This is a genomic window from Streptomyces sp. NPDC050448 (assembly GCF_040655295.1).
In the GTDB taxonomy this organism is placed as follows: domain Bacteria; phylum Actinomycetota; class Actinomycetes; order Streptomycetales; family Streptomycetaceae; genus Streptomyces.
Window position 1 is genome coordinate 233,990 of sequence record NZ_JBFAJR010000003.1, and the last position, 22,162, is coordinate 256,151.

At 71.3% G+C, this 22,162-nt stretch carries 21 protein-coding genes and 1 pseudogene; 16 read left to right on the plus strand and 6 right to left on the minus strand.

What is annotated here, in order from left to right:
- The first annotated feature begins 89 nt into the window (after positions 1-89).
- Positions 90-473, plus strand: a complete 384-nt coding sequence (locus tag AB0I68_RS06050; protein WP_363175973.1) for a hypothetical protein — start codon at positions 90-92, stop codon at positions 471-473.
- A 59-nt stretch (positions 474-532) separates the two neighbouring features.
- Positions 533-718, plus strand: a complete 186-nt coding sequence (locus AB0I68_RS06055; RefSeq protein ID WP_363175974.1) for a hypothetical protein — start codon at positions 533-535, stop codon at positions 716-718.
- A gap of 63 nt (positions 719-781) precedes the next feature.
- Here the strand turns inward: AB0I68_RS06055 and AB0I68_RS06060 are convergent, their stop codons facing one another.
- On the minus strand, positions 782-1,186 hold the full coding sequence (locus AB0I68_RS06060; RefSeq protein ID WP_363175975.1) for a hypothetical protein: 405 nt from the start codon (positions 1,184-1,186) through the stop codon (positions 782-784).
- 257 nt (positions 1,187-1,443) lie between these two features.
- Between AB0I68_RS06060 and AB0I68_RS06065 the strand changes: the two genes are divergently transcribed.
- From AB0I68_RS06065 to AB0I68_RS06085, 5 genes are all read left to right on the plus strand, one after another.
- Positions 1,444-2,271, plus strand: coding sequence for a hypothetical protein (locus AB0I68_RS06065; RefSeq protein ID WP_363175976.1), 828 nt, complete (start codon positions 1,444-1,446; stop codon positions 2,269-2,271).
- A gap of 109 nt (positions 2,272-2,380) precedes the next feature.
- Positions 2,381-4,378, plus strand: a complete 1,998-nt coding sequence (locus AB0I68_RS06070) for an FUSC family protein (RefSeq protein WP_363175977.1) — start codon at positions 2,381-2,383, stop codon at positions 4,376-4,378.
- A gap of 91 nt (positions 4,379-4,469) precedes the next feature.
- Entirely contained in the window at positions 4,470-5,189 is a 720-nt protein-coding gene (locus AB0I68_RS06075; RefSeq protein ID WP_363175978.1) for a hypothetical protein, read from the plus strand.
- A 15-nt stretch (positions 5,190-5,204) separates the two neighbouring features.
- Positions 5,205-6,497 carry a HAMP domain-containing sensor histidine kinase gene (locus AB0I68_RS06080; RefSeq protein ID WP_363175979.1) on the plus strand — a complete coding sequence of 431 codons (1,293 nt, stop codon included), beginning with the start codon at positions 5,205-5,207 and terminating at the stop codon, positions 6,495-6,497.
- Positions 6,498-6,913: 416 nt separating this feature from the next.
- Positions 6,914-8,674, plus strand: a complete 1,761-nt coding sequence (locus AB0I68_RS06085; RefSeq protein WP_363175980.1) for a VWA domain-containing protein — start codon at positions 6,914-6,916, stop codon at positions 8,672-8,674.
- Positions 8,675-8,757: 83 nt separating this feature from the next.
- Here the strand turns inward: AB0I68_RS06085 and aspS are convergent, their stop codons facing one another.
- A complete protein-coding gene (gene aspS / locus AB0I68_RS06090; protein ID WP_363175981.1) occupies positions 8,758-10,575 on the minus strand; it encodes an aspartate--tRNA ligase in 1,818 nt (605 codons plus the stop codon).
- 115 nt (positions 10,576-10,690) lie between these two features.
- Here aspS and AB0I68_RS06095 point away from each other — a divergent pair.
- Positions 10,691-11,055: pseudogene (locus tag AB0I68_RS06095) on the plus strand (phosphatase); the annotation flags it as partial.
- Positions 11,056-11,311: 256 nt separating this feature from the next.
- Here the strand turns inward: AB0I68_RS06095 and AB0I68_RS06100 are convergent.
- The 4 genes from AB0I68_RS06100 to AB0I68_RS06115 all read right to left on the minus strand — a co-directional run bounded on the left by AB0I68_RS06100 (position 11,312) and on the right by AB0I68_RS06115 (position 14,075).
- On the minus strand, positions 11,312-12,298 hold the full coding sequence (locus AB0I68_RS06100) for a pirin family protein (protein WP_363175982.1): 987 nt from the start codon (positions 12,296-12,298) through the stop codon (positions 11,312-11,314).
- 150 nt (positions 12,299-12,448) lie between these two features.
- The gene (locus AB0I68_RS06105; RefSeq protein WP_363175983.1) at positions 12,449-12,913 is read right to left on the minus strand and encodes an SseB family protein; all 465 of its coding nucleotides are present in this window, start codon (positions 12,911-12,913) and stop codon (positions 12,449-12,451) included.
- Between the two features lie 48 nt (positions 12,914-12,961).
- Positions 12,962-13,243, minus strand: coding sequence for a DUF397 domain-containing protein (locus AB0I68_RS06110; RefSeq protein ID WP_363175984.1), 282 nt, complete (start codon positions 13,241-13,243; stop codon positions 12,962-12,964).
- The gene (locus tag AB0I68_RS06115) at positions 13,224-14,075 is read right to left on the minus strand and encodes a helix-turn-helix transcriptional regulator (protein WP_363175985.1); all 852 of its coding nucleotides are present in this window, start codon (positions 14,073-14,075) and stop codon (positions 13,224-13,226) included. The genes AB0I68_RS06110 and AB0I68_RS06115 overlap by 20 nt, the downstream gene beginning before the upstream one ends.
- Positions 14,076-14,197: 122 nt before the next feature.
- Between AB0I68_RS06115 and AB0I68_RS06120 the strand changes: the two genes are divergently transcribed.
- The 8 genes from AB0I68_RS06120 (at position 14,198) to AB0I68_RS06155 (ending at position 22,104) form a co-directional block, all read left to right on the plus strand.
- Entirely contained in the window at positions 14,198-14,407 is a 210-nt protein-coding gene (locus AB0I68_RS06120) for a hypothetical protein (protein ID WP_363175986.1), read from the plus strand.
- Positions 14,404-14,778: an ATP-binding protein gene (locus AB0I68_RS06125; RefSeq protein ID WP_363175987.1), complete on the plus strand. Its 375-nt coding sequence runs from the start codon at positions 14,404-14,406 to the stop codon at positions 14,776-14,778. Before AB0I68_RS06120 ends, AB0I68_RS06125 begins: the two co-directional genes overlap by 4 nt.
- Before the next feature lie 65 nt (positions 14,779-14,843).
- Positions 14,844-15,287: a hypothetical protein gene (locus AB0I68_RS06130; protein ID WP_363175988.1), complete on the plus strand. Its 444-nt coding sequence runs from the start codon at positions 14,844-14,846 to the stop codon at positions 15,285-15,287.
- Between the two features lie 7 nt (positions 15,288-15,294).
- On the plus strand, positions 15,295-17,064 hold the full coding sequence (locus AB0I68_RS06135; RefSeq protein WP_363175989.1) for an alpha/beta hydrolase: 1,770 nt from the start codon (positions 15,295-15,297) through the stop codon (positions 17,062-17,064).
- A 61-nt stretch (positions 17,065-17,125) separates the two neighbouring features.
- On the plus strand, positions 17,126-17,566 hold the full coding sequence (locus AB0I68_RS06140; RefSeq protein WP_363175990.1) for a hypothetical protein: 441 nt from the start codon (positions 17,126-17,128) through the stop codon (positions 17,564-17,566).
- Positions 17,567-17,718: 152 nt separating this feature from the next.
- Positions 17,719-19,545, plus strand: a complete 1,827-nt coding sequence (locus AB0I68_RS06145; protein WP_363175991.1) for an acyl-CoA dehydrogenase — start codon at positions 17,719-17,721, stop codon at positions 19,543-19,545.
- A 415-nt stretch (positions 19,546-19,960) separates the two neighbouring features.
- Complete coding sequence (locus AB0I68_RS06150) at positions 19,961-20,710, plus strand: hypothetical protein (protein WP_363175992.1); 750 nt, start codon at positions 19,961-19,963, stop codon at positions 20,708-20,710.
- 101 nt (positions 20,711-20,811) lie between these two features.
- Positions 20,812-22,104, plus strand: coding sequence for a M18 family aminopeptidase (locus AB0I68_RS06155; protein ID WP_363175993.1), 1,293 nt, complete (start codon positions 20,812-20,814; stop codon positions 22,102-22,104).
- Positions 22,105-22,162: the final 58 nt, after the last annotated feature.

A 22,162-nucleotide genomic window follows, 5' to 3' on the forward strand; every position in this document is an offset into this window, starting at 1 on the left:
TCAGCCGAGGGGGGTGTCTTCGTCCCCCGGTCGGGGGCTTCTGCGGTCCGGTCGGGGAGTTGGCCGGCGTGTCGGGGCAGACCCCTCGCATGAGCGGGACACGGCATGCACGGACGGCACTGGCCAGGGCCCTTTCGGCGGCCTGTGTCGTGCTGCTCTGCCTGTTCGCGGCCGGTCCCGCCGCCACGACGGCCACGACGGCCGCGGCGGCCGCCGCCGCGGCCGAGCGCACCGGCTCCGGTGCGCCGAGCGAGCCGGGCACCCCCGCCGAAGGGGAGTCCGATCCGGCCGCGGATCCCGAAGTACGGATCGCCGTACGCCTGGCCGTGCGCGGGCTGCCGGGTGTACGGCAGCTGCCGCGGCCGGTGTTTCACGTGAAACACGCCGGTGAGGCGGTGCGCGCCGACTCGTACGGGACGGCCGGGCCCATGCTGTCCGCGGGGACGGTGCGGGATGTGGTCCTGCGCTGCTGAGAGGGCCGAGCAGCAGCGCGTACCGCCCACACACCCCCGAACACCGTGAGGTTTCCGGCATGCCCATCGACCCGTACGCCGCCCTGAACGCCATGCTCCGCGCCGAGGTCACCCGCTGCACCCCGCCGGCCCCGAAGTCCCCGGGCCGTGGGGCCGATGGCGAGGACGCCCGAGGCGCCGCCGGGGCCGCCGTGGCCGCCGTGGCCGGCTCGGCCACCGGTTCCGAGTCCTCGGCCGAGGACTGAGACCCGGGGCACGGAGAGGCGCCGGTTCCCGTGCGGGAACCGGCGCCCGTTTCGGCTTCCGGCTCAGGGCTCGCGCGTGTAGTAGCGGTAGAACGCCGCCAGCCCGACGCCGATGCCACTGAGCAGTCCCACCCAGGAAGAGCGGAGGATCGTGTGGTCGGCCAGGCTGTACAGGTAACCCACGGCGATCCCGCCGAACGCGCCGTACGCCGCGGCGTGCAGCTCCCGCATCAGCCGTGGTCCGACGCGAGCGAGGGTGAACATGATCGCGGCGAAGAGGACGCCGCACAGGATCCCGTAGAAGACGTTCGCCGCGTCGACCGGGCCCGTGTCGCGCTTCATGAAGGCCGCCCAGACGCCGTAGACCAGTCCGAGGAGCAGTGCCCGGATCAGCTGGCCCCTGCTCGGGTTCTCGGTGCCGGCCGCCTGCCCGTGCCACCTCGAGACGGTGGGTGCCGCGTGTGCCATGACAGGGCTCCTCTCTCCCACCATCCAGGGCACACCCGCCGCCCCCGACCGGCAAGTGGATCAGTGGATCAGCGGATCAGCGGCGCTTGAGCAGGATCTCCGGCTCCAGACGACGTGGCCACTCTCCTCGGAGCCGTACCGGCCGGCACAAGGGCGCCACGCGCCACGGCGCACCACGGCCCCCTCACCCGGGCGCCCGCCACCCGCCCGCAGCAGCACGGCTCGCGCCCCGCACCGTCCCGGCTTTCCCTGGTGACGTGCGCACCTTCCTCTCGGCGGTACTCGTCGTACTCGTGACCGTCCTCGTGCCCGCGAGCGCCGTCGCGTACTGGGCCGACCGCGAGCTGGGCAACGCCGACCGGTACACCGCCGCCATGTCCCCGCTGGCCGGCAACGCGGCCGTCCAGGGCGTCGTCGTCACCCAGGCAGGCCGCGCCCTCTCCGGGCAGATCGACGCCGGCCCCTTCCAGGGCGGGGTCGACGCCCTGCTCGGCGAGGCCCTGCGCTCCTTCGCCGGCACCCCGGCCTACCGCACCGCCTGGGACGCGGCCAACCGCGCCGCGCACGCCGCATTCCTCCAGGCGCTCACCACCGGCGACGGCAATGCCGTCACCATCGACCTCGCGCCCGTCATCGAGCAGGTCAAAGGGGAACTCGTAGCGGACGGGGTGCCGTTCGCCGACCGCATCCCGGTGACCCACGTATCGGTGAGGGTCATGGAGTACGACAACCTCGGCGCGCTCCGGAAGGGCTTCCGCATGCTGCAGATCGCCGGCATCTGGCTTCCCGTGCTGACCGTGGTGCTGGCCACGGCGGCGATCGGCGTCGCCGTCCACCGGCGCCGTGCCGTGATCGCCACCGGTCTGGGGGTCGCCGTCGGCGCCGTACTGCTGTGGATCGCGGTGGCCGTCTGCCGCCGGCTCACCCTGGACGATCTGCCGGCCGACATCGACCGGACGGCCGCCGCGGCGGTGTACGACGCGCTCACCGCGTTCCTGCGCAGCACCGCCTGGGTGATTCTGGCGATCGGGCTCGCCGCCGCATTCGCCGCCTGGCTGGCGGGCCGACTGCGCCGCACCCCATAAGCTCGGAAGGTACCAACACGCGCAGAACGGCCCAGAAGAACTCAAGAAGAACGCAAGACCACGGAACAGCGCAGAAGAACCGATTCCCGAGCGGCCGCACGGAAGCTGAATGAGCACCGAACGCACCGAACAGATACCGTCCGGGCGACCCCGGCACCGTCCGCTGGCTCCGCCTGCCTGGCTGCTCGAAGGGCTGCGGCCGAGCAGCGCCCCGATCCCCTGGGCCGCCGCCGCGCGCGCGGGCGTCGCGATGGCCACCCCGCTCGCCGTCGGCTTCGCCCTGAACGAGCCCGAGTACGGGGCCCTCGCCTCGATGGGCGCCCTGTCCGGGGTCATCGGCGACACCGCCGACGCCTACCGGATGCGGATCCTGAACATCGCCGTGCCGCAGCTCTTCGGCGCGGTCGGAGTCACCCTGGGCACCCTGGTCTTCGGCCACGGCTGGCTCGCCGTCGGCGCCCTCACCCTGATCGCCCTCGTCTCCGGGATGATCTCCTCGATCGGCACGGTCGCCTCCGTGTCCGGACTGCTGCTCCTCCTCAACGCCGTGGTCGGCGCCGGCCTGCCGCTCCCCCGGCCCTGGTGGACGGCCCCGCTGCTGCTCAGCGCGGGCGGGCTGTTCGTCCTCCTGCTGACCCTGCTGGCCTGGCCGCTGCGCGGGCGCCAGCCCGAGCGCGTCGCCGTGGCGGCCACCTACCGGGCCCTCGCAGACGCCCTGGAAGCCGCGGGCGGACCGGACTACGACGAGCGCCGCCGACAGGTCACCCAAGCCCTGAACCAGGCCTACGACCTGGTACTGGGCCGCCGTGCCCGGGTGCACGGCCGCAATCCCTCGCTCGTACGGATGCTGGCCCAGCTGAACGTGGTGATCCCGCTGGTCGAGGCCGCGCCCGCCATGCACCTGCGCGGCAGACCGCTGCCGCCCGAGATCCCGGCGGCCGTACGGGAACTGGCACAGGCCGTGGAACAAGGCCGCACCAAAACGCCCGTACCGGAGCTGCCCGCACCGCACACCCCCGCCGAACGGGCCCTCGACGCGGCCCTGCGGCATGCCGCGGCCATCGTGCAGCAGCCCGACCCGGACCTGCACCACATCGGCGACCGGCTCGGCCGCCCCGCCGCGCTGACGGTCCGGGCCCGGCGGGCCGTGCGCGACATGATGCTGTCCGGGGCCTCCTGGCGGTACGGGCTGCGCCTCGCCCTGTGCATCGGGCTCGCCCAGTCACTGGTCTCCCTGGTGCCGGTCGAGCGGTCCTACTGGGTCGCGCTGACCGTCACCTTCGTCCTCAAGCCCGACTTCGGCTCGGTGTTCTCCCGGGCCCTGCTGCGCGCCCTGGGCACGGCGGCCGGGCTGGTCGTCGCCGCCGCCGTGCTCTCCGAGGTGCCGCGCGGCTGGTGGGACGTGCCGGTGATGGTGGTACTCGCCGCGCTGATCCCGGCGTTCTCCGCCAAGGGATACGCCTTCCAGACCGCCGCGATCACCCCGGTGATCCTGCTGCTCTCCGACCTCCTCAACCACCAGGGCTTCGACCTGATCCGGCCCCGGCTGCTGGACAGCCTGATCGGCTGCGCCATCACGCTGGTCTTCGGCTATCTGCTGTGGCCCGAGAGCTGGCGCACCCGGATCGGCGACCGGCTCGCCGACACCGTGGACGATGCGGCCCGGTACATGGAGCGGGCGTTCGGGGGCCATCCGGACACGGAGGCCGGGCGACAGGCCGCCCGGACCGCCCGGCTGCAGGCCCGGCGGCGCATCTACCGGGACCTGTCGGGCGTACGGAGCGAGTTCCAGCGGGCGCTGACCGAGCCTCCGCCGACGGGGGCGCGGGCCGCCGCGTGGTGGCCGCTGGTCGTCGCCGTCGAGCGGATCGTGGACGCGACCACCGCCGCCCGGGTCCGGGTCAACCACGGCGCCGAAGCCCCGCGCGCCGAGGAGGTGACGACCGTCATCACCGACCTGCGCGCCCTCGCCGAGGGCGTGCGCAGCGCCCGGACCCCGGCCCAGCTGCGGCCCGCCGCCCCGCGGCCCGGGGACGAGACCTCCGTCCTGGCCCCGGTACGCCAGGAGGTCGCGGCGGCCCGCGCGATCGCCTCCGCGGACCACTGACGGGCGACCGCCCCTCAGGGACCCGCGGCGCCCGTCGCCCTAATGGCCCCGGGACCGGGCCCGAGCGGCCGGGGCGGGAGAGCATCGGTGCATGAGGCCCCTCTCCCCGCGCGGCCGCGCAGCGGTCCCAGTCCTCGCCGCCGTCCTCGCGGCGGCGGCCGGGTGCGCCGATGTGGAGGGGCCGCGCAACGACGGCGACCTGGGCACGGCGCACGCCCCGCAGACCCTGTGGGAGAACATCCACCCGGACCCGCCCGGCCCGGGACAGCAGGCCGGCAAAGCCGCCGTGGTCCCGGGGCTGCCCAAGGTCGCGAACGCCGGCATGCGGGGCGTGAACGCGGTGGAGGTCGTACGGGCCGACATCACCTCCGCCACCGCCCAGGACCGCGGGACCGGGCTCCTCGTCGACCCCCGGGCCGTGCAGCGGCTCGCACGGTGCACACAGGCTGTGGACGGAGGTCCGCACTGCCCGGTGCGGCCCGCGGTCCTGCACGACGTGACGGGCGACGGCCGGGACGAGCTGATCACCGCCCTGGACATCGACGGCCGGGTCAGCGAGCTGCGCGTCTACACCGTCCGCGACGACGGGTCGATCGCCCGGATCCTTGCCCGGCGCGGGGTGCTGGAGGGCGTGGAGGTGGCCGCCGAGCACCTGGCGGTCCGCGAGCCGACCTCGAACCCGGAGAAGGTCTCCGTCTCCGACTACGCGTGGGACCCGAAGGCCGGGATCATGAACCTTTCCCAGCTCACCCTCGACGAATGCGCCGGGACGAAGGACAGCGCCATCCCGTGCTCCACGAGCAGGGGCTGAAGGGGCCGGGCCGCGATGCGGGTCATGAGCAGTCTGCGCTGGAAGATCGCCCTGACCATCACGGCGGTGTGGTGCGCGGTCGCGGCGGCGCTCGGCGTCCTGGTGCACAACGTGGTCGCCCGGCAGATCGTCGGGGAGGTGCGCAAGGACGTCGACCGGGAGCTGGACCACGCCCTCGGCCACTACCAGTACGGCACCGCCCACGGCGACGTGAACCTCTCCCTCGACCCGCCCGACCTGCCCGGGCCGCTGCGGAAACTGGTCGCACGCGGCCTGACCGGCAGCATGGTCGGCGAGCGCGACGGCACCCCCGTCATGTGGGCCGCCGCCCCCGCCGACGACAAGGCACTCGCCGTCTGGATCCCGTACGAGAGCACCCGCCACCGGCTGCGGGACATCGACACCGCGATCCTCGTCTCCTCGGCGATCGCGGCCGGTGTGGTCGCGCTGGCCGGCGTGTTCCTCGCCCACCGGATCAGCCGGCGGCTGACGACCACCGCTGCGGTGGCCCGCCGGATCAGCGCCGGCGACCTGGACGCGCGCGTGGGCTTCCCCGCCGAGGAGGACGGCCCGCACGGCAGGGACGACGACGGCAGCCGGCGCCCGCCCCGCTACCACGACGAGGTACGGGACGTGGCGCGGGCACTCGACTCGATGGCCGGGTCCCTCCAGAAGCGGATCGAGGCGGAGAAGCGGTTCACCGCGGACGTCGCGCACGAGCTGCGCACCCCGCTCACCGGCTCGCTCGCCGCGGCCGCCCTGCTGCCGCAGGGCCGCCCCAAGGAAATGATCAACGACCGGCTCAAGGCCCTGCACCTGCTCACCGAGGACCTGCTGGAGATCTCCCGGCTGGACTCCGGCGTCGAACACGCCGACCTGGCCCGGGTGGAACTGGGCCGGGCGGTGCAGCGGGCCGTCGCGGCGACCCGCCTGGAGGCCTCGGTACGGGTGATCCGGGACACGGTGGTGCTCACCGACCGGCGGCGGCTGGACCGGATCCTGGCCAATCTGCTGGTCAACGCCGACAAGCACGGGGAACCGCCGGTCGAGGTGACCGTCGAGGGCCCGGTGGTGATCGTGCGCGACCACGGGCCCGGTTACCCGCCCGAGCTGATCGAGCAGGGCCCGCAGCGGTTCCGCACCGGGGACCCGGGCCGCGGCCGGGGCCACGGGCTGGGCCTGACGATCGCGGCCGGCCAGGCGGCGGTACTGGAGATCGCCCTGAGCTTCGCCAACGCACCCGATGGCGGGGCGGTGACCACGCTCAGGCTTCCCGTCGGACGGCTGACATACGGAGATGTCCGGTGAAACACCCATAAGCGTGGGGGTGTTTCAGGCGGCGCCCTGGGCAGGCGGCGGTGGCGACCGTGACGACGGCGGCGGAGCGCAGCATCGCGCCGACGTCCTGCCGGTCGGATCCAGCGGCGACGGCAGGTGCGGGTTGCGCCGATGCGGCGGCGGCGCGATGAACGACCGGTGAACCGGGCAGGTCGGCGCGGGAGTTCGGCAAGATGGGGTGTGTGCTGGGCGGGCCGGGCGCCACGAAGGGCGCCCCTGCCGAAGTTCCAGCCAGGCGGCCGATAACCTTACGTGTCCACTCTGGGCAGGGATCAACCGCGCAGCACGGACAAATGACGCACGCACTCATGCGAAAGGCCTGGCCCATGGGTATTCGGAGCTTGTTGCGCAAGGTGTTCGGACGGTCTGCCGAGCCGGTTCCGGAGATGACGGACGCCACTTCGGCAGCCGTCCCGAGCCAGGCGGAACGGACCCCCCTGGACGTGGCGGCCGACTTGGTCGCGGCGTCCTTCGACAATCCGACGGTTCCCCCGCAGTCCGCTCCGCGGGACCGTGAACCGGGGACCCTTCTCACCGCCCTGGCCCCGGACCCGACGGTCCCGGAGGCCCGCCGCCCCATGCCTGCGGCGGCCCAGGGCGGGCCGGCAGCGGCCCCCGCTGCCGAACCGGCCGCCGAGCCGGCGGTTGAGCCCGTCGCCGAGGCTGCGGCCGAACCGACGGTTGAGCCCGAGGTCGTGGCCGAGCCCGAGGTGGAGCCCGAGCCCGAGGTTGTAGCCGAGGCCGAGCCCGTGGTGGAGCCCGAGGTCGTGGCCGAGGCCGAGCCGGAAGAGGTCATCACCGAGCCGGCGGCCGAGGTGGTTGCGGCCGAGGTCGAGGCAGAGGCCCCCACCGCGGAGCCCGTTGACGAAGCCGTCGCCGAGCCGGTGGCCGAGGTACAGCCCGAAACCGAGGCCGTCGCGGCCGAGGCCGAAACCCCTGCGGCGGAGCCGATCGCCGAGCCGGCGGTTGAGCCCGAGGTCGTGGCTGAGGTTGTGGCCGAGCCCGTGGTGGAGCCCGAGGTCGTAGCTGAGGTCATGGCCGAGGCCGTGGCTGAGGTTGTGGCCGAGCCCGCAGCCGAGGTCGTGGCCGAGGTCGTGGCCGAGCCCGCAGCCGAGGTTGTGGCCGAGGTCGTGGCCGAGGTCGCAGCCGAGGCCGTGGTGGAGCCCGAGGTCGTGGCCGAGCCGGAAGAGGTCATCACCGAGCCGGCGGCCGAGGTGGTTGCGGCCGAGGCCGAGACGCCCGCGCCGGAGGCGGCCCAAGAGGTCGTGGCCGAGCCCCTGGCGGCCGAGGCAGAGGCCTCCACCGCGGAGCCCGCTGACGAGGCCGTCACGGAGCCGGTGGCCGAGGTACAGCCCGAAGCCGAGGTCATCGCGGCCGAGGCCGAAACCCCTGCGGCGGAGCCCGCGGCCGAGGTCGAGGTCGATGAGGCCGTCGTCGCGGCCGAGGGCGAGAGCCCCCTGGCGGTGGACGAGGTCGGCGTCGGTGAGGGGCCCGCTCATGCGCCGGCCGCCGTGAAGCGGCGGGCGCCCGAGGTGGCCGGGGCCTACAAGGCCGCCGGGCAGGTGCTGCGGGGCAAGGGCAAGACCGGTGCGCGGGCCAAGGTGTACCTGGTCCTGGACCGGTCCGGGTCGATGCGCCCGTTCTACAAGGACGGCAGCGCCCAGCACCTCGCGGACCACGCCCTGGCTCTCGCCGCCCACCTCGACGACGAGGCGACCGTGCACACCGTGTTCTTCTCCACGGACGTGGACGGCACCGCCGACCTGACCCTCGACGCCCACGACGGCGCCTGGGTCGAGGCCCGCCACGCCGAACTCGGGCACATGGGCCGGACCAGCTACCACCGCGCGGTGGAGCAGGTCATCGAGCGCTACCGGAAGGACGGCGGCGACCACCGCGCCCTCGTGGTGTTCCAGACCGACGGGGCCCCCGACAGCGTCCGGCCCGCCAAGCAGGCCCTCGCCGACGCCGCCTCCTCCGCACCCGGCGTGCACTGGCAGTTCGTCGCCTTCGGCGACCACGACGCCAAGGCCTTCGACTTCCTGCGCAAGCTGGACGCCGAGAACGCCGGCTTCTTCCACGCCGGTCCCGCCCCCACCGAGCTGACCTCCGCCGCGCTGCTCAAGGGCCTGCTCCAGAGCTTCTGAGCCCCGGCCTCGCCCGTACCGTACGTATGACGAAGGGCCCGGGATCCACTGGATCCCGGGCCCTTCGTCATACCTGCCCGCGGTTACCGGGCGGCGTCCGGGTGGACGGCCTCGGCGACCGGCTTGGCCCCCGCCGGCTTCGTCTCCACCGGCTTGCGCAGGGCGATGTTCAGCTCGCGCAGGCGGGACTCCTCCAGGACCGTGGGCGCACCCATCATCAGGTCCTGAGCGTTGCCGTTCAGCGGGAAGGCGATGGTCTCGCGGATGTTCGGCTCGTCGGCGAGCAGCATCACGATGCGGTCCACGCCCGGGGCGATGCCGCCGTGCGGCGGGGCGCCGAGGCGGAAGGCGCGCAGCATGCCGGCGAACTCGCGCTCGACGGTCTCGGCCTCGTAACCGGCGATCTCGAAGGCCTTCAGCATGACCTCGGGCTCGTGGTTGCGGATGGCGCCGGAGGACAGCTCGATGCCGTTGCAGACGATGTCGTACTGCCAGGCCAGGATGTCGAGCGGGTCCTTCTCCTCGAGGTCCTTCATGCCGCCCTGCGGCATGGAGAAGGGGTTGTGGGAGAAGTCGATCCGGCCGGTCTCCTCGTCCTTCTCGTACATCGGGAAGTCGACGATCCAGCAGAACCGGAAGACGTTCTCCTCGAACTGGCCGGCGCGCTTGGCGGCCTCGACCCGGACCGGGCCCATGATCTTGGAGACCTCGTCGAACTCGCCCGCGCCGAAGAACACGGCGTGGCCGGGGACCAGGCCCAGACGCTCGGTGAGGACCTTGACGTTCTCCTCGGTGAGGAACTTGGCGATCGGGCCGGTCAGCGAACCGTCCTCGCCCACGCGGACCCACGCCAGGCCCTTGGCGCCCAGCGAGATCGCGTACTCGCCCAGGCCGTCGAAGAACTTGCGCGGCTGCGCGGCGGTGTCCGGGACGGCCAGCGCACGCACGTGCTTGCCGGCGAACGCCTTGAACTCCGAGCCCTCGAAGACGTCGGTGATGTCGACGAGCTCCAGCTTGGCGCGCAGGTCGGGCTTGTCGTTGCCGTACTTCAGCATCGACTCGCGGAACGGGATCCGCGGGAACGGGGAAGTGACCTCGCGGCCGTTGCCGAACTCGGTGAAGAGCTCGGTCATCAGGCGCTCGATCGGCTGGAAGACGTCCTCCTGCTCGACGAAGGACATCTCGACGTCGAGCTGGTAGAACTCGCCCGGCGAGCGGTCGGCGCGGGCGTCCTCGTCGCGGAAGCAGGGCGCGATCTGGAAGTACCGGTCGAAGCCCGAGATCATCAGCAGCTGCTTGAACTGCTGCGGGGCCTGCGGCAGGGCGTAGAACTTGCCCGGGTTCAGGCGGGACGGGACGACGAAGTCACGCGCGCCCTCGGGGGAGGTCGCGGTGAGGATCGGGGTCGCCATCTCGTTGAAGCCGAGGGCCACCATCTTGGAGCGGATCGACGCGATGACGGCCGAGCGCAGCATGATGTTGCGGTGCATGCGCTCGCGGCGCAGGTCGAGGAAGCGGTACTCCAGGCGCCGCTCCTCGTTCACACCGTCGTCGGTGTTGATGGTGAAGGGCAGCGGGGCGGCCGCGCCGAGCACCTCGACCTCAACAGCCTCGATCTCGATCTCGCCGGTGGGCAGCTCGGGGTTGATGTTCTCGGCGCCGCGGGAGACGACCTTGCCGTCGACGCGGACGACGGTCTCCTTGGAGAGCTTGTCCAGGACCTCGGCGGCCGGGGTGCCGGGGCGGGCGACGAGCTGCGTGATGCCGTAGTGGTCGCGCAGATCGATGAAGAGGATGCCGCCCAGGTCTCGACGGTTGTGCAGCCAGCCGCTCAGCCGGACGTCGGCGTTGACGTCAGAGGCGCGGAGCTCGCCGCAGGTGTGGGACCTGTACCGATGCATCAGTCATCCAGTTCTTCGCGATACCAGGGTGGATTCAACCGTCACAAGGTTACCGTCCGGGCCGGGGACCGCGCTGGCATGCCCGGCAGCCCCCGTGAACAGGCACGCCAGGGGGATGACCCGTATAGATGACCGGGGGCGCGCCGAGAACGTCCCGGCCGCCATCGCGACGGGCCTGTGGCGAGGGGACCACGCCTCCGGGACGGTCACCCTCGACGGCGAGGCCGCCCGGCTCCTCGGGCTGCCGGAGGTCGCCGTGCGGTCGCGGTTTCACCCGGTGGACTGGAACGAGATCAACGGCATCGTCAATCTCGCGGTGGCCGAGGGCACCCTTGCGGAGGCCCGGCTGCGGATCACGGACGGGGACGGGCGGGTGCTGCGGACCGTACGCAGCCGCTCCGAACCCCCCGAGAACCGCTCCGCCGGCGGTCGCGCCGACTGCGAGCTGATCGCACCATCCAGAAGATCGCGGAGCCGGAGCAACGGGGGTTTTCAGCCTCGCCCGGCGGGTGCCCCTCGCCTTCCCCGGTGCCGCGGGCGCCCGGGCGGGCGCGCTCGACGGAGCGTGGCCGGGGTGCCGGCGCCGCGCGACGGACCCCGGTGCCGTCGCCGCTCACCGTCGCCGTGGCGCCGTTGACCGGACCGGTCACCGGGATCCCGGCCGGGCTGTATCCGGCGCGGCCGGCCTCCCGCAGCAGTCGGCGCAGGCCCTGCGCCGACTGACGGTGCTGCGCCGTCAGGAGTGCTGCTCCGCCGACTTCGTGCGCTCCCGGGCGGTGGTGGGGATGGTCCCCAGCCGGCCCGCCTGGAAGTCGTCGAAGGCCTGCTGGAGCTCCTGCCGGCTGTTCATGACGAACGGCCCGTAGTGCGCCATCGGCTCCCGGATGGGGCGCCCGCCGAGGAGGATGACCTCCAGGTCCGGGGTGTTGGAGTCCTGGGACTCGTCCGCCCGCACCGTGATCGAGCCGCCGTCGCCGAAGACCGCCGTCTGACCGGTGTGGACCGGCCGCCGGTCGGTGCCGACACTGCCGCGGCCCGCCATGACGTACGCGAGGGCGTTGAAGTCCTCACGCCAGGGGAGCGTGACCTGCGCGCCCGGGGTGACGGTCGCGTGGATCATCGTGATCGGGGTGTGGGTGATGCCGGGGCCCGCGTGGCCGTCCAGGTCACCGGCGATCACGCGGAGCAGGGCGCCGCCGTCGGGGGTGGACAGCAGCTGGACCTGGCCGCCGCCGATGTCCTGGTAGCGCGGGGGCATCATCTTGTCGGAGGCGGGGAGGTTCACCCACAGCTGGAGGCCGTGGAAGAGGCCGCCGGACACCACGAGGGACTCCGGCGGGGCCTCGATGTGCAGGAGGCCGGAGCCGGCGGTCATCCACTGGGTGTCACCGCCGTTGATGACTCCGCCGCCGCCGTTGCTGTCCTGGTGGACGAAGGTTCCGTCGATCAGGTACGTGACGGTCTCGAAGCCGCGGTGCGGGTGCCAGGGGGTGCCCTTGGGCTCGCCCGGCGCGTACTCCACCTCGCCCATCTGGTCCATCATGATGAACGGGTCGAGGTGCTGGTAGTTGATCCCGGCGAACGCGCGGCGCACCGGGAACCCCTCGCCCTCGAACCCACCAGGGGCGGTCGTGACGGCCAGCACCTTGCGGGCGGGCGTCTCCTGGGCGGGCTCGGCGACGCGGGGGAGCGTCAACGGGTTCTCCACAGTCACTGCAGGCATGGTCGGAGCCTCCTTCTGCGTCGAGTTTAGTTGAAACTCGAACTTCTTGCCACACCCCACAGAACAGAAAGGGCCCCGGGGGAATTCCCCCGGGGCCCGAAGCCGCTCACCAGCGCCCATGACGTCTAGCCGTCTGCGCAGCAATGGCGTCTAGCCATACATGCGGCGCATCGCGAAGTCGACCATCTGCTCGACGGCCTTCGCGTCGAAGACCATCCGGTGGTCGCCCTCCATGTCGAGGACGAAGCCGTACCCGGTCGGCAGCAGGTCGATCACCTCGGCGCCGGTGATCACGAAGTACTTGGACTCCTTGCCGGCGTACCGGCGGAGCTCCTTGAGCGTGGTGAACATGGGGATCACCGGCTGCTGCGTGTTGTGCAGCGCCAGGAAGCCCGGGGTCTCGCCGCGCGGGCAGTAGACCTTCGATGTGGCGAAGATCTGCTGGAAGTCCTCGGCGGACAGCGACCCGGTCGTGAAGGCGCGTACCGCGTCCGCGAGGGACGGGGGAGACGGCTCGGGGTACAGCGGCGGCTGCTGCGCGTAGCTCTGCTGCGGCGGCGGCTGCGCGGCGTACTGCTGCTGCCCCGCGCTCACGTTCTGGTCGTAGCCGTACATGCCCGACAGCCTACCGAGGCCCGGGGGGCCCAGGGGGCCGAGTTCCGGTCAGCCGGCCTTGACGGCGGCGACGAAGGGCACCCAGGCCGCCGCCGACACCACGAGGACGGGCCCGCCCTCGACCTTGGAGTCCCGCACGGGGACCAGCCCGGCGAGGCCGTCGGCCACCTCGACGCACTCCCCGCCACTGCCGTTGCTGTAGCTGCTCTTACGCCAGCGGGCGGCGCCGGGGAACGCCTCGGCGATCTCGACGCAGTCCCCGCCGGTGCCGTTGCTGTAGCTGCTCTTGCGCCAGCGGGCGGAGATCAGGTCAATGTCGGTGCTTGCCATGTCGGAAGTCCTCTGCAGCTGCTTCGATCCTCGCCAGGGACGCCTCAGGAGACAGCGCGGCAGCCCTGAGTAGATCGTACGACCTGCGGTAGTCCTTCACGAGGGCCGGATAGTCGATGAGTTGGCCGCTGTGCAGGCTCTCGGTGTAAACGACTGGAGGCGCGTCCACGAAGGTCATCACCTTGGCCATACCCATCATGAACGGGTGGGCTGCGGCCGTTTCCGGAACGATCTGCAAAATGGAGCGAGTGGTTCTGACCACGTTCGCGATGTGCTCCAGCAGCTCGGCCATCGGCTCTGCGGCCACCACGCGCCGCCGGATCAACGACTCGTCAAGAATCACCCAGAGGGCTGGGGGCCGTTCCCTCTGGAACAGCCGGGCCCGTGCCATACGTGCGTCTACCTTCTTCTCCACCTCGCTGTCGAAGGCCCGGGGCATCGCGGCCCGGACGAGGGCCCGCGCGTAGGCGGCCGTCTGCAACAGCCCCGGGACGAGCATCGGCGCCCATTCCTCGATGGTCTCGGCGTACGGCTCCATCTCCGCCACGTCCGCGAAGTACTCCGCATGCCCCGACTGCTTCGCCCTGCGCGCATCTTCACAGCGCCGCTCGAAAAAGCCGTCCGTCCCCAGCGTCCCGTCCACGTGCCGGGCCAGATCCAGCGGCATCCGGCGCTCTCCGCGCTCGATCTGGCTCAGGAACGGGACGCCCCGGAAGCTGCCCTCCGCAAGCTGCTCCAGCGTGAGCCCGGCAGCCTCCCGCTTGTAGCGCAGCTCAGCACCGTAGAACGACGGCACATTCGCCGACGCGTCCGGATCCTTACGAGGAGGCACAACCCACCACCGCCATTTGCCACTTGCCCAGCGCAACCGGAAACCCTTCTCACGCTACGCCGCGCCGCGCCAGGCTGTGAGCGGTTCGTCACAGTCAGTCCGCACAGGAACGGAATCCCCCCATGAGCGACCACGCCGCCGACCGCGAGGCCATCGAGGCCCTCACCCAGCTCCGCGCCGCCCTCGCCGCGCACGGGATCACGCTGCCCTCCCTCGACCTCCATCTCCCCTCTTACGCGAGCACGTACCGGACCCCTCCCCTCCTCGCCCTCGGCAACTGCAACGTCGACACCGCCACCCGCCTGGCCGCCGCGCTCCGGGTCGCCCGGTGAGGCCGTTCACCGTCGGGCTGCTCGCCGTGCCGAAGGCGGTGCCGGAGCTTCGGCTCGCCGTGCGGGAGCACCTCGGGTCGGCCTGTCCCGAGGTGCAGCTCTGCGTGAGCGAGCTGCTGACCAACGTGATCACCCACCTCGGCGAAGGCACGCCCGTCACCCTGCGGATCACCGGAAGGGCAACCCGTACGCGGGTCGAGCTCACCGACCCCGATCCGCACGCGTGGCCCGTGCTGCGCCGGGCGGCCGACGCCGACGAGTCCGGGCGCGGCCTCGCCCTGCTGGCCGCCGTATCGACCCGCTGGGGAGTGCTGCAAGGGCCTCACAGCAAAACCGTCTGGTGCGAGTTGAGTACCCGTACTCAGGTGTGAGCCCTCGCGCCGTTGTTACGTTCGCCAAGGCGCGAATCGATGGCGGTACGGGGGGACTGGACCACATGGCACTCAACGCGAAATGGCAGGCGGTGTTCGGCGAGGACGGGCGGGGGCCCGGGGCCGGATCCGGACCCCGGATGACCCTCGCGTCCGCCGGCCCGTCTTCGGGCGGTAGCGGTGGCGGCCCCGATCTCCAGGCCTCGCAGGGGCCCTGGACCAGCGCCGGGAACATCGCGGGAGCTCTGCGTACCTCCTCCGCCACTGCCGTGACGGAGCTGGCGACGGCGAACGAAGGCGTCTCCGGCGCCACGGGAGGTTTCTCCTCCACCGCGGCCCTGACCGAGATCCTCGGCACCTGGACGACTCGCCTCACCGCCGTACGCGACGAGTGCGGGCGGCTGAACGGCTCACTCAAGACCGCCGGCCGGGATTTCGGCGAGCGGGACATCGCCGTCCGGCAGACCTTCTCCGAAGCCGTCGTCGGCCAGTCGAAGAACCGAGGCTGATGCCGGCATGCCCAGCTGGCAGCAACTGCGCGACGTGAAGCTTTCGGAGTACGAGGACGCGGCGGACGGCTGGGGCAAGGGCAGCACCCGCGCCAACGCCGACAAGGACCGCGTCGACAACGAGATACTCGCCAAGATCCGCGACTCCCAGACCGGCATGGCGGCATCATCGGCCATCGCGAACCTGGAAGGCCTCAGCCGCAACTACCAGTACCTGCACACCGAATGCGGACTGATCCGCACCGCCCTCAACGGACTCGCCGCCGAGCTGGCCGCCCCGCAGCGGAAACTCAAGCAGGCCCTGGAAGACGCCGAGAACCTGAAGTTCACCGTCCACCCCGACGGCTCGGTCGAATACCCCGCCACTCCGTCCTTTCTCCAGGCGCCCGCATCAGGCACCGGCACGGCCACCCCCGGAGCGCCCGTACCTCTCCTGCCGGGCCGGGGCGAGGGCGGCGCCGACCTGAACAAGGGCCGTGCGGAGGAGATAGCCGAGAAGATCGCGGGCGCGGTGCGCGAAGCCGCCGAGATCGACAGCCGGTACGCGGCCGTGCTGCGCAAGCTCAAGGCAGGGCCTGGGCTGAAGGTCGAAGCGGCGGACCTCCTGGACGCCGCTCAGGACACCAGGGACGTCCAGCAGGCGGCAGGGAAGTACCTGAACGCCGACAAAATCCCCAAGGACAGGACCCCCGAGCAGAACGCCTCGTGGTGGAAGGGCCTGAGCCAGGAACTACGCGACGAGTACGCCACCCTGTACCCGGCCTCGATCGGCGCCCTCGACGGCATCCCGGCCGCCGTACGCGACGACGCCAACCGCATGATCCTCGCCGAGACGAAGGCCCAGTACGAGGCCGACCTCAACGCCATCCCTGCCGAGCCCTCACCGAAGTTCGTGAACCAAGGCGCTCGCGGCGACATGGCGTACAGCAAGGAATGGCTTGATTGGAATGCCACTTACCCGGGGAAGAAAGCAGAAATCGAAGGGCGCCTGAAGGGCATGGCGGCCATCGAGAAGCGCTTCGATCGCCCGGCCGGCAGCAACCTCCCGGAGGCCTACCTACTGAAGTTCAACCCGGAGCTCGATGACGGCCGGGTCATCCTCGCCAACGGAAATCCCGACACGGCGGACCATATGTCCATGTACGTGCCCGGCACTAAGACAAGGCTGGAGGCTATTGACAAGGACCTCTTGCGTAGCGAAAAGCTCTGGGATGAAAGCAACCGCACGAAGCCGGACGCGAAGATATCCACCATCACCTGGTTCGACTACAACGCCCCGAACGACATCCCCCAAGCAGTGGCCCCCACGTATGCAGCGGAGGGCGGACCCACACTGCAGCAGTTCATGCAGGGCCAGCAGGCTGCCCACCGAGAAGCGACCGGAACCACGTCCCACACCACCGTCATGGGTCACAGCTACGGCAGCACGGTGGTCGGCGTGGCGACACAGTCCGGCAGCTGGCGGGACGGGGCCATGGCGGACGACATCATCGCCATCGGCAGCCCGGGAATGCAGGTGCACCGCGCAGAGGACCTTGGCCTCAAGCCCGGCCACGTGTGGGCGATGGGCGGCGGCAGCGACGACATCATCGTGCGGCAGGGCGGGAGGCTGGTCGGGCTCGGCGACGCCTGGACGATTCCCACGGACGAAGACTTCGGCGGGAACATCATGAAGAGTGACGCCTCGAGTCACGGCGACTTTTGGGACGATCCGGTCAGCCTACGGAACCAGGCAGCCGTCATCACCGGAAAATACGACAGGACCGTTCTTGAATAAGCGAATTAAATTGGCCGGGCACGCCTTCTTGGCATGCATACTCCTCACAGGATGCGCAGAAATGAACAAGCCAGCGGCGAAAAAGCTCGACGCCAAGGTGGTGCAGGCGGAAACGGAGAAAGCCTCCAGCCGGATCCTGGATCTGCTGGCCCTGGACGGAAAAGTGACCCGCGCGAGGGCCACCTTGCTGGAATGCACCAACGGCAGGCCAGCCGGAAAAGTAAACCAGGCCCATCACCCGTGGAGCGTGTACGACGTCCCGGTGGAGGAAATGGAGAAGGCCATGGACCGGATGCGGAAAGCATTCCCGGAGAACGGCTGGACCATAGTCAAGGACGGCCCGGACGGAAGTGCCGCGAAGACCCCGACGATCGTCGCGAACTCGAATGACGGACACCTCTCAGCAGAGATCCGGCTGCTTGACGAACGGGCCAAGGGCGAGACCTCGGTCCTCGCCGTCACCGTCGTCTCCACCTGCTTCCAGAGCAAGCCCGAGGACTGAGCCGCCCCGCCCGCCCCGCCCGCCCCACTAGAGAGCAGTGTCACAGTCCAGCTGCCAGGGGTTGCAGGTTATTACCCGTGGGTAGCATCATGTTGTTACCGATTGGTATGTACGAGGAACCTGTCTCCCCGAGCCTTAACGGAGCCGTCGCCATGGGGCACTACAAGTCGAATCTCCGCGACATCGAGTTCAACCTCTTCGAGGTGCTCGGCCGCGACAAGCTGTACGGCACCGGCCCGTTCGGCGAGATGGACACCGAGACCGCCAAGAGCGTGCTGTCCGAGATCGCCCGCCTCGCCGAGAACGAGCTGGCCGAATCCTTCGCGGACGCCGACCGCAACCCGCCGGTCTTCGACCCGGCCACCAACACCGCGCCGGTCCCGGCGTCCTTCAAGAAGAGCTACGAAGCCTTCATGGACTCCGAGTACTGGCGTCTCGGCCTGCCCGAGGAGATCGGCGGCACCACCTCGCCCCGCTCCCTCATCTGGGCCTACGCGGAGCTGCTGCTCGGCTCGAACCCGGCCATCTGGATGTACTCCTCGGGCCCGGCGTTCGCCGGCATCCTCTTCGAAGAGGGCAACGAGGCGCAGAAGAAGGTCGCGCAGATAGCGGTCGAGAAGCGCTGGGGCTCCACCATGGTCCTCACCGAGCCGGACGCCGGTTCGGACGTCGGCGCCGGCCGCACCAAGGCCATCCAGCAGGAGGACGGCTCCTGGCACATCGAGGGCGTGAAGCGCTTCATCACGTCCGGTGAGCACGACATGGAGGAGAACATCCTCCACTACGTCCTCGCCCGCCCCGAGGGCCACGGCCCGGGCACCAAGGGCCTGTCCCTCTTCCTGGTCCCGAAGTTCCACTTCGACTGGGAGACCGGCGAGCTGGGCGAGCGCAACGGCGTCTACGCGACGAACGTCGAGCACAAGATGGGCCTCAAGGCCTCCAACACGTGCGAGATGACCTTCGGCGACCAGCACCCCGCCAAGGGCTGGCTGATCGGCGACAAGCACGACGGCATCCGCCAGATGTTCATGATCATCGAGTTCGCCCGCATGATGGTCGGCACGAAGGCCATCGCGACGCTCTCGACCGGCTACCTGAACGCCCTGGAGTACGCCAAGGAGCGCGTGCAGGGCCAGGACCTCGCGAACTTCATGGACAAGTCCGCGCCCAAGGTCACCATCACGCACCACCCCGACGTGCGCCGCTCGCTGATGACGCAGAAGGCGTACGCCGAGGGCATGCGCGCCCTCGTCCTGTACACCGCCTCCGTCCAGGACGCGATCCAGCTCAAGCAGGCCGCGGGCGAGGACGCCTCCGCCGAGATCGGCCTGAACGACCTGCTCCTGCCGATCGTGAAGGGCTACGGCTCGGAGCGCTCGTACGAGCAGCTCGCGCAGTCCCTGCAGACCTTCGGCGGTTCCGGTTACCTCCAGGAATACCCGATCGAGCAGTACATCCGGGACGCCAAGATCGACACCCTCTACGAGGGCACCACGGCGATCCAGGGCCAGGACTTCTTCTTCCGGAAGATCGTCCGCGACCAGGGTGCCTCGCTGAACGTCCTCTCCGAGACGATCAAGAAGTTCCTGTCCGAGGCCGCCGGCGGCGAGGAGCTCGCCGGCGCCCGCGACGCGCTCGCCAAGGCCGCGGTCGACCTCGAGGCCATCGTCGGCCAGATGATCGTCGACCTCACCGCCACCGGCGAGGACGTCAAGAACATCTACAAGGTCGGCCAGAACACCACCCGCCTGCTGATGGCGTCCGGTGACGTGGTCGTCGGATACCTGCTGCTCAAGGGCGCGGCCGTGGCCGCCGAGAAGCTGGCGACCGCCTCCTCGAAGGACGTCCCCTTCTACACGGGCAAGATCGCGGCCGCGAAGTTCTTCGCCTCGCAGGTCCTGCCGAACGTCTCGGTCGCCCGCACGCTGGCCGAGGCCGTCGACAACACCCTGATGGAGCTCGACGAAGCCGCGTTCTAGCCTGCCGGCCGGCTGCGCCGCATCGGCGGCCGCACAGCCGTGCACGGCATCGCATCCGCACGACGGCCGGGCCCTCCCACACGAGGGCCCGGCCGTCGGCGTACGGGGAGCCGACCGACGCCGTACGGGGTCACGGCCGCGGTGCTGTACGGGGTCACGGTCCGCGGTGCCGTACGGGGTCACGGCCCGCGGTGGCCGCGCCTGCGGCGCCCGAGCACGCCGCCGGAGGCGGCCCCGCGGACCGCGACGTCGGCACGCGGGGCCTCGGCACCCCGGTCCCCGGCCGGGCCCACGGGCCCGGCACCGGTGGCGGGCCCGCCGTAGGCCCGGAACCGGGGCCCGGAACCGGCTCCGCGGGCCGCCCGCAGGGCACCGGCATTCCCCAGTTGTCAGCAGTCCATGGGACGCTTTCGATATGAGCCCAGCAGAGCAGCACGGCAACAGCAGGGGGTACTCCGTCCCGACCGGGCGGCCGTACGCCCTCAAGGAGCTGCAGGCTGCCCTGGGCAGCCTCGGCGACCATCTGCGGGAGCTGTACGACGGCGCCCACCCCGCGGAGTACGAGGCCGTCGCCGACGCCCTCTACACCGCCTTCCAGACCGCGGCCGGGCTCGCCCCCGCCAAGAGCTACACCGGCTGCTCCGAGCACCCCAACGGGGCCCTCGACCCCGAGGCGCCCGACGGCTGGGGCCGCTGCCTGATCTGCAACGACCGGCGCCGCCTCGGGCTGCGCGCCCAGGGCGTCCGCGGCGCCCGCGCGGCCGCCGCCGCCCCGCCCGCCGGGGAGCAGCGCCGGCTGGGCTATCCCGTGCCCGACCCCCCGTACACCCTGCAGGCCCTGCGCGACCACCTCCGCACCGTCGAGGACCGCCGCTTCCACCTGGGCTTCTCCTCCCCCGCCGAGGAATTCGTAGGCATCGCGGACGATCTCCACCGGGCGTTCATCGTGGCCCGCGAACTGTCCCGGCCCCGCAACGCCTCCGGCTGCTCCGAGCACCCCGGCGCACCCATCGATCCGGACGCGCCACCCGGTGAGGCCTGTATCTTCTGCGCCGGGCGCAAGAGACGCGCGCAGCGCTCCGCGGCGGCCCCGGAGATGCTCCCGCGCATCCGCCGGGGCGAACGCAGGCAGCTGCAGCGCCGATTCGAGCGCCCGCCGGGCTGAAGAGCCGCCGGGAAGCGGACCACACAGCCCGCAACCCCGGCGTTTCGGCTATCCGCCGCAGTCCGAACATGGCGAACACGACCGTCGTTAAGGTGAACCACATGAGCTCTCCCGCCCGCTTCGACCGCGGACACACCGACGATCTGATGACCTTTCTGACGGCCAGTCCGTCGCCGTACCACGCCGTGGCCAACGCGGCCGAGCGGCTGGAGAAGGCAGGCTTCAGGCAGTTGTCGGAAACGGACGCCTGGGACTCGGGCAGCGGAGGCCGGTTCGTCCTCCGGGGCGGAGCGCTCATCGCCTGGTTCGTCCCGGAGGGCGCGACCGCGCACACCCCGTTCCGGATCGTCGGCGCGCACACCGACTCCCCCAACCTGCGGGTCAAGCCGCTGCCTGACACGGGCTCGCAGGGCTGGCGGCAGATCGCCGTCGAGATCTACGGCGGCACCCTGCTCAACACCTGGCTGGACCGGGACCTGGGCCTGGCGGGCCGGCTGAGCCTGCGCGACGGCAGCGAGCGGCTGGTGAACGTGGACCGCGCGCTGCTGCGCGTCCCGCAACTGGCCGTCCACCTCGACCGGTCGGTCAACAGCGACGGCCTCAAGCTCGACAAGCAGCGCCACATGCAGCCGATCTGGGGCCTGGGCGAGGTCCAGGAGGGCGACCTCATCGCCTTCCTGGAGGAGGAAGAGGGCCTGGCGCAGGGCTCGGTGGCCGGCTGGGACCTGATGGTCCACTCGATCGAGCCGCCGTCGTACCTGGGGCGCGACCACGAGCTCGTGGCCGGCCCGCGGATGGACAACCTGATCTCGGTGCACGCGGGCATCGCGGCGCTGGCCGCCGCCTCGACCGCCGACAAGCTGGACCACATCCCGGTCCTGGCCGCCTTCGACCACGAGGAGAACGGCTCGCAGTCGGACACGGGCGCGGACGGCCCGCTGCTGGGGAACGTGCTGGAACGTTCCGTCTTCTCGCGCGGCGGCACGTACGAGGACCGCGCACGGGCCTTCGCGGGCACCATCTGCCTGTCCTCGGACACCGGCCACGCCGTGCACCCCAACTACGCGGAGCGGCACGACCCCTCGCACCACCCGCGCGCCAACGGCGGCCCGATCCTGAAGGTCAACGTCAACCAGCGGTACGCGACGGACGGCAGCGGGCGCGCGGTGTTCGCGGCGGCGTGCGAGCGGGCCGGCGTGCCGTGGCAGACCTTCGTCTCGAACAACTCGATGCCCTGTGGCACGACGATCGGCCCGATCACGGCCGCCCGCCACGGGATCCAGACGGTGGACATCGGCGTCGCGATCCTCTCGATGCACAGCGCCCGCGAACTGTGCGGTGCGGACGACCCGTACCTGCTCGCGAACGCGCTGGTGGCCTTCCTGGAGGGCTGACGCCGCCGTACGGTCCGCGCCGCACCGCCTGCCGGGTCTCGGCAGGCGGCGCGGGCTT